This is a genomic window from Pectinatus haikarae (genome assembly GCF_015732185.1).
Classification (GTDB): Bacteria; Bacillota; Negativicutes; order Selenomonadales; family Selenomonadaceae; genus Pectinatus; species Pectinatus haikarae.
This window is the reverse complement of the sequence record NZ_WIQM01000001.1, coordinates 156,623-164,104: the sequence shown is the minus strand read 5'-3', so window position 1 is coordinate 164,104 and position 7,482 is coordinate 156,623. Positions and strand designations below refer to the sequence as shown.

Below are 7,482 nucleotides of genomic sequence, written 5' to 3'. Positions count from 1 at the left end.
TCTATGATATGCAGGATATTGCTTATATGTCATATCTTGTTGATGGTGATAGTTTTGCTGCTTTTAAATATCGTACACCACAACCTGGAATGCCTTATGCGTTAAGAATTCAATTATTTGAAGGCAGCAGGGTATGCAATCCTGGCACACAGGGAGTAATTAGTTCTGTTTCTCCATGGATGGTAATTGTCCAGAATCCTAATAATGGCAACCATATTATTGATGGGGTTGAAGTTGATGTAGACGGTGCTGTAGTTGCGTATTGGGTATGCAATAAATACTTATATGATCCAACGAACATGACTCAATTACCCGAATGGGTACGCGTAGAATCCTTTAGTCCGCAGACTGGACAACCGAATATATTACAAATTGGTCATGATGAACGTCCCGAGCAATATCGGGGCGTTCCGTATTTAGCACCAGTACTTGAAAGTTTAAAGCAAGTCAGCCGTTATACAAGTGCTGAATTAACAGCAGCGATCATTAAAGCATATTTTACGGTCTTTTTTTCAGAAGAAGTTCCAAATACAGGCGGCGCTTTTCCGCTCAATGAAGGCATTAAGCCAAGAGATAAAATAACACTTGATCCTGATAAATTCGAACTTGGGCCTGGTTCAATGAATGTGCTGCCGCCTGGCTATAAGGTTACATCAATGGATCCGCAGAGAAGCTTATCAACATTTGAACCGTTCACGCAGGCTCTAATAAAGGAAATAGGCGCGGCGCTTGAAATACCATATGAAGTATTGATTAAATCGTTCAATTCTTCTTATACGGCAAGCAGGGCAGCATTATTGCAGGCGGGTTCAAATTTTAAAATGCGGCGTACATGGTTTGCAAGAGATTTTTGCCAGCCTGTGTTTGAAGCCTGGCTTGCTGAAGCTATCACAATAGGAAGAATAAAAGCACTAGGTTTTTTCGATGATCCTCTTATTCATAACGCATGGTGCAATACTGATTGGTATGGTCCTGTAATGGGAGTTTTGGACCCGATAAAAGAAGTGCAGGGCGCTGCATTACGTGTTCAGTATGGTATTTCTACACGTGAAAAAGAAACAGCGGAAATGACAGGCACTTCATGGGATGAAAATGTGGAAAGATTAGCAATAGAAAAGCAGACAATGCAAAGGTTAGGCTTGCCACTTGAAACAGCGGTTGTACCAAGCTCTGATCGTTCAGAAAATGAGCAAAACGGGGAGGTGAATAAAACATGAAGTTTTGGAATTTTAAACCTGTTGCTGATGGTGCAGAACTCCGGATTGATGGAGATATCGTTGATGATAATGATATTTGGATGTATGAATGGTTTGGTATTAAAGCTGCTTCACCAAATACTTTTAGGGATGAACTTAATAAGTATTCAGGACAGAATATAACAGTATGGATAGATTCTTACGGTGGTGATGTCACGGCTGGTGCCGGTATATATAACGCTCTTAAAAGCCATAACGGAAAAGTTACCACTATCATAGATGGCAAAGCAATGTCAGCAGCTTCTGTTATTGCTATGGCTGGTGATACTGTCCAAATGTCACCTGTTGGCATGTTGATGATTCATAACCCATCGTCAGAAGTATCAGGAGAAGCAAAAAATTTAAGAAAAGTAGCAGATGTGCTTGATACTGTAAAAACGACAATTATGAACGCTTATTTGCAAAAAACAGGTAAATCAGCTGATGAAATAAGCCAAATGATGAATGATGAAACTTATATGGATGCCCAAAAAGCTAAAAATTTAGGCTTTATTGATGAAATTTTGTATCAGGACGAAGGACAAAAGCCACCCATTCAAAACTCGCTTATGTTTACTCGTTTTGCTATACAAAACAGCGGAAATGCCGATTCATTTAAGAAGTTTATTGAAAAAAATAAGAAAAAATTAATTGAAAATAAGGAGGAATTACCTTTGGAAGAAAATAAAATCAATACGCTGGAGGATTTGCAAAAAGCTTATCCGGATTTGTATGGACAAATTGCTCAAAACAGTATAGAAAATGAAAGAGGACGCATTTCAGCACTTGAAAAAATGGACGATCCACAAAATGAAGCGCTTCACGCTATAATAGTGGACGCTAAAAGCTCTGGTAAATCAGAAAAGGACATAAAATATGTAGTAGATATATTAAATAAGTATCCTGCAGCAAAAGAATCAGAATATCAAAAAAACGATGGCAAGGATTTTATGAAAGATGTCATAGAGGATAATAAAAAATCTGGTGTTGATAATATTGCATCAAACGGTAAATCAAAAATTGAAAATGAAGAAACTGAGCGTAAAAATGCGGTTAAATTCATGGTAGAAGCAATTAATAAAAGAAATGGAGTGAAAAAATAATGAGCGAATTAGTAAATACAGCAGCAACATTTACTTATGATCCTTTAATCGGTGGCCCGATACCAGCACGATTGACAAAAAACGTAACTATAATCAGCGGGGCAGGGGTTTTAGCCAGAGGTACAGTCCTTGGAAAGATTACTGCATCAGGTAAATACACGATTGTAAAAAGTACAAATACTGATGGCAGCCAGACTGCTAATTGTGTTTTGGCTCAAGCAATTGACGCAACAAATGCTGATGTTATAGCCACGGTATATTTACGTGGACGGTTTAACCGCAGCGCCTTGATATTTGGCGGGACTGACACAGCAGATACGCATGAAGACACCTTGCGTGATCTTGATATTTATCTGACGAACGTACAATAAAAAGGAGATGTAAATAATGGGATTAGATATCAATAGTACTTACACACTTTTGCAGGCATTAGAAGAAAGTTATCCGCCTCAGACACTTTTCAGGGACACTTTTTTTCCGAATGAAAATACTTTCAATACTCCTACTGTATTAATTGATTACAGAAAGGGAAGTCGTGAACTTGCGCCATTCATTGTTAAAAATGGCAGCGGAGTAACTATGCAGCGCACTGGTTTTCAGACAAAACAGTATGAGCCACCAATGATGGCACCTCAACGTCCCACTACTATAAAGGATATTGAAAACCGCTCTTTCGGTGAAAATGTATTTTCCGTTCAGACTCCGGCGCAGCGTGCTCTAGTTTTACGCGCTAAAGATATGGCAGAACTTCAAGACATGAATGTGCGCCGTATTGAATGGATGTGCGCTCAGCTAATGTTATATGGTGAATTTAATGTTACTGGCTATGCAGATGACGGAAAAACAGCTTTAGTAGATACTGTAACATTTGCTGACTGGACACAGAAGCTTACTTTATCTGGCACTGATTGTTGGAGTGCGACTACAGGTACTCCTTATAGTGTTATGCAGGATATGTCCAAAACAATAGCCCGTAATAGTGGTAAAATACCAGATATCGGGATTTGCAGCTTCAAAACGGCAGACGCAATCATAGAAAACAGTGAAATGCTTAAGTATTTATCTATTCCAAACAGAGATAATTTAACTCTTATGCAGTTCCAGCCGCGTATTACTGCACCTGGTGTAATGTTCTATGGTTTTATTAGTTCTTTAAATCTTCAGATATGGGCTTATGATGGTGTATATGATGATGGCACAGGAACTTTGCAGCAGTACATTCCTGACGGTTACTTCATTATGGGGGTTCGTGGTCGTGGTTCTCAGCTTTTCGGCGCTGTGACTCAGCTTGAACAGGATAATGTTTATAGAACCTATGAAGGCAAGAATGTACCGAAAGTGTGGAGCGAAGTAGGAAAAGATACTCAACTGATACGTGTTGCATCTAAATGCGTGCCAAAACCAGAATTTATAGATGACTGGTATACTGTAAAGGCATTTTAAGGAGGTCTTATTGATGGATATTTTAGTTAATAAATTTAAAGTAAGGCACAACGGTAGGACTTATAAAAAAGATGATGTTATTAAAGGAATTTCCGATGATGAGGGCAAAAAATTAGCTGCCGCTAGTAACGGAACCTTAAAAATAATAGCAGGAACTTCTGATGGAGTAAAAAAAGATACGCAGCTTCCTGATGTTGATCCTAAAAAAACCATGGGTACCAAAAAATGACATTGAAGGACGATATGCTGGCTGACGTTGACAGTGTTTTTTTTAATTCTGATGAAATGGCAGAAACAATTACTTATACATCAGATGGCGTTGATAAAAATATCTCAGCACTAATTGAAATTGGCACTTCGTCAGGAGAAAAATGGAACCTAAAGGAAAAGGACCGTAGTTACGGAGATGCTACGTTTACTATTAGACAGTCAGACATTCCCAAGCCACATATAGGTGATGAAATTCTTTACAATGGCAACACTTATACTTTTGTTACCATAGACCAATGCGTGAATGGTATGTATGATTTACGGTTCTCATCTGGTGAATCGGCTGTCAGTATGGGGAGGCTGTCATAATGGAATTACAAATCGAATATGATGATATGGCAGTTCCCTATTTAAAAGATTTAGTTGCTAATAATCCGAAATGGATTGCTAGTGCATTAAAATCTGCTGCTTATCAGTCACAAAAATTAATCAAGTCTGGTATTCAGTCAGGTGCGCCGGGCGGCGAGTCTTATACGCCATTAATGCCTGATAAACTGCGTAAAGCATTAGAAATGGTGCTGGGCGGCAATATTAAATCACATTATCAGACAATGGGCCGCTTGAAACAAGCTGTAGGTTACGATAAGACACGAGCTGATGAAGGTGTTGTTACTGTTGGTTGGCTCAGCGGCTCAGCTGTAAATTTAGGCAGCAAGCAGCAGGAAGGTTTTACAACCGAAGTAACCGATAATGTACGTCGGGCATTTGCGGCAGCGGGCATTAAGCTTGCAAAGGGTAAGACAGAACTGACTATTGCGGCTCGTCCTACATTCCCTCCAATATTACCGGATGTCAATGTTACTGCTATGCAGACAGTACAGGCTAAGCTTGTATCTTATATCTGCGGTAATAATGCAAGATCTACGGCAAGTAGTGATCGTATATATAAGGTTTATAGGTAGGTGAGTAAATGGAAATGACATTGCCGTTATGGTCAATATGTTCCAAATGGCTGACGGCGCTCGAACAATCGAATGAAATTCAGGAGTTTTGCCAGAATAATTATGGTAAGACTCCTATTTTTTTAGGCGGAACTAATCCAAGGCAGGCACCTGATAAAAAATATTGCCCCTACATTCTTGTAATGCCGGGGCGAAAAAGCGAAGGCTCAGACCCGCTTATCTATACGGTCGGGGTTGCTTGGGTAATCGCACAGCCAAACGTGTTAGTAGATGGTGTTAAAAAACCGTTTAATGACTATTCGGATGCAAAAGAAATTATCATCTCAGGCATGCAGGAATGTGATGAATTTGGGCAGATGATTTTTGAAGTATTACAGACCTACGCAGAAGAAATAGGCTATCCTATTTCAAAAATTGAATACGATATTTCTCCGGTCACGGCTTTCCCGCAGTTTGCTGGAGTTATGTTAGCAACGACTAATATTGAACCCGCTATGGGTGAGATTTTGACATATTGAAAGGAGATTGACAATGCAAGCAAAAGGCATGAAAAGCATTCTTAATCTAGCATTTGAATCTACATACGGGGTTCTTCCATCAACCGGAACAATATATCGTATGCCGTTCAATAAGAATGCTTTAACTTCTAAGCAAAATCAAATAGAATCAAATACTATTACTGGGCGCAGGGATGCTGTGCAACCTGGTTTAGGACAGATTGATGTATCCGGACAGATTGATTTACCGCTTGATGTCCGTAATATAGGTCTGGCTTTAAAGGCAATTATCGGTGTGCCGACAACCACTTCTTTAAGTACGTCAGGCAACTTAATTTCTAATAGTCCGATTGATGTAACTTTAGAAGACTGGATAAAAATAACCACAGGATCTTTTCATATTTCAATTGATGGAACTGCTTCCGATGTAACAGGCATTACGTTCGCATCTGTATCGTCTATGGCTGCTATTGCTACAGCCATTCAAACAGCAATACAGGCGGCTAATACAAAGTTTAGTGCGGTAATAGTATCTTATGATGAAGGCACACAGAAAATCACAATAACCTCAGGTACGACTGGTGCAACAAGTTCTGTTAGTCAAATGACGGCAGCAGCATCAGGAACATATTTAGGTGATTTGCTTAATATGACTAATGGTGTATCAACAGCGGGTGCAGCGCTTTATCAGCATGTATTTAAAGTTGGTGATAGTATACCATCTTTGACAATTGAAAAAGGTTTTTCTGATATTAGCAAATATTTTCGGTACCTGGGTGCAAAAGTTAATAAATTTTCACTGACTGCCCAAGTTGGAAACAATGAAACAACTTACACAATGGATATGATGGCGGCTAATGAAGTGGAAGCAGCTGTACCTCTTTCCGCAGCCCCAAGCTCGTTAGCATTATTACGGTTTAATAACGTAAATGCCGAAGTAAAAGAAGGCGGTAATACACTTGCTATATGCCGTAAAATACAGCTTGATATTGATAATGGTTTAGATGGTGATACCTATTGCCTTAATGGTTCTGGCATCCGTCCAGCTATCAATGAAGGCGTTTTAACTCCGTCGGGCTCGGTTGAAGCATTATTTATTGACACATCTTTACTTGATAAGGCAATAAATGGTACCGAAACATCTTTGGAATTAATTTACAGTAATGGCCCGTACAGTTTAAGTATTAAATTACCGGAGCTGCTTTTTGAACGTGCCACCCCTACTGTAGATGGGCCTAAAGGAGTTACAGCTACATTAAGCTATAAAGGTTATTACAGCAATGATTCGGGCAATTCAGCGGTTATTGCTACACTTATTAATGATGTATCATCATATGCAGGATAATTGGAGGTTTCATAAATGACAGACGAGGAAAAAAAGAATCAAGAAAAAGCTAAACAGATTTATAAAGAACAGCAGGAATATATTGAAAAGTTGATTACGGAAAAGAAACTGCCAGAACTTAAAGCGCTTACTCGCAAACAACGTAAAGAACTTGATAAGTCGCATAATAATTATTTAAAAGAGGTATTCACGGATAAACGTAGTCCTCTTGTTGTACAGGAAAGCTGCTATGACTGGATTTTGGATAATGTCTATAAATCTTTTAATTTCTCTGATCTGCCTAATAATGTATGTTTAGTATTTGGACGTATGATATACGATCTGACCTATGGAGATAAGTTGTCCGAAAAAAACTAATAGATGTCTGGTCATGGACTTATGAATGGGCAGACTACTGTGAATCATGTAGGGCAGCCGGCGAAAATACGGATTGTGAAAATTGTGATGCAAAACAGGTTGAATTAATGCCAATCAACTATTCTACCTATAAACTGTGGAGCCGTTCCCAAACTCAATGGCAGTGGTCAGGCGGGATGGTTCCCGTACTGGCAGGGATTAACTATTCGTCTATGCTTGCCATAGCAAAACAGCTTGATATAAAGGTTTCGCCGGGCATGTTTTTAAAGATTCAAGCGTTAGAGGCATACACGATAGAAAAAATTAGAAAGAAAATGGAAAGAAAGTGAT

Annotated in this window: 11 protein-coding genes; all 11 read left to right on the top strand. The window is 39.0% G+C overall.

The genetic code is table 11. The features are described 5' to 3' along the window. Positions 1-1,217: phage portal protein (locus I6758_RS00810; protein WP_196603308.1), on the top strand; the 1,217-nt coding region annotated here is incomplete at its 5' end. Beyond that, on the top strand, positions 1,214-2,338 hold the full coding sequence (locus tag I6758_RS00805; protein WP_196603307.1) for a head maturation protease, ClpP-related: 1,125 nt from the start codon (positions 1,214-1,216) through the stop codon (positions 2,336-2,338). The genes I6758_RS00810 and I6758_RS00805, both read left to right, overlap by 4 nt. Next, positions 2,338-2,709: a head decoration protein gene (locus tag I6758_RS00800; RefSeq protein WP_196603306.1), complete on the top strand. Its 372-nt coding sequence runs from the start codon at positions 2,338-2,340 to the stop codon at positions 2,707-2,709. Before I6758_RS00805 ends, I6758_RS00800 begins: the two co-directional genes overlap by 1 nt. Before the next feature lie 16 nt (positions 2,710-2,725). Further along, the gene (locus I6758_RS00795) at positions 2,726-3,781 is read left to right on the top strand and encodes a major capsid protein (RefSeq protein WP_196603305.1); all 1,056 of its coding nucleotides are present in this window, start codon (positions 2,726-2,728) and stop codon (positions 3,779-3,781) included. 13 nt (positions 3,782-3,794) lie between these two features. Beyond that, positions 3,795-4,010 (top strand): hypothetical protein, encoded by a 216-nt coding sequence (locus I6758_RS00790; RefSeq protein ID WP_196603304.1) that lies wholly within the window; start codon positions 3,795-3,797, stop codon positions 4,008-4,010. Further along, on the top strand, positions 4,007-4,360 hold the full coding sequence (locus tag I6758_RS00785; RefSeq protein ID WP_196603303.1) for a head-tail joining protein: 354 nt from the start codon (positions 4,007-4,009) through the stop codon (positions 4,358-4,360). Before I6758_RS00790 ends, I6758_RS00785 begins: the two co-directional genes overlap by 4 nt. Further along, positions 4,360-4,953 (top strand): hypothetical protein, encoded by a 594-nt coding sequence (locus I6758_RS00780; RefSeq protein WP_196603302.1) that lies wholly within the window; start codon positions 4,360-4,362, stop codon positions 4,951-4,953. Before I6758_RS00785 ends, I6758_RS00780 begins: the two co-directional genes overlap by 1 nt. 8 nt (positions 4,954-4,961) lie before the next feature. After that, positions 4,962-5,471 carry a hypothetical protein gene (locus I6758_RS00775; protein ID WP_196603301.1) on the top strand — a complete coding sequence of 170 codons (510 nt, stop codon included), beginning with the start codon at positions 4,962-4,964 and terminating at the stop codon, positions 5,469-5,471. Between the two features lie 13 nt (positions 5,472-5,484). Continuing rightward, positions 5,485-6,795, top strand: coding sequence for a phage tail tube protein (locus I6758_RS00770; protein WP_330998002.1), 1,311 nt, complete (start codon positions 5,485-5,487; stop codon positions 6,793-6,795). 15 nt (positions 6,796-6,810) lie between these two features. Next, entirely contained in the window at positions 6,811-7,152 is a 342-nt protein-coding gene (locus I6758_RS00765) for a hypothetical protein (protein WP_196603299.1), read from the top strand. Further along, positions 7,152-7,481, top strand: coding sequence for a DUF1799 domain-containing protein (locus tag I6758_RS00760; RefSeq protein WP_330998003.1), 330 nt, complete (start codon positions 7,152-7,154; stop codon positions 7,479-7,481). Before I6758_RS00765 ends, I6758_RS00760 begins: the two co-directional genes overlap by 1 nt. The last annotated feature ends 1 nt before the right edge of the window (position 7,482 follow it).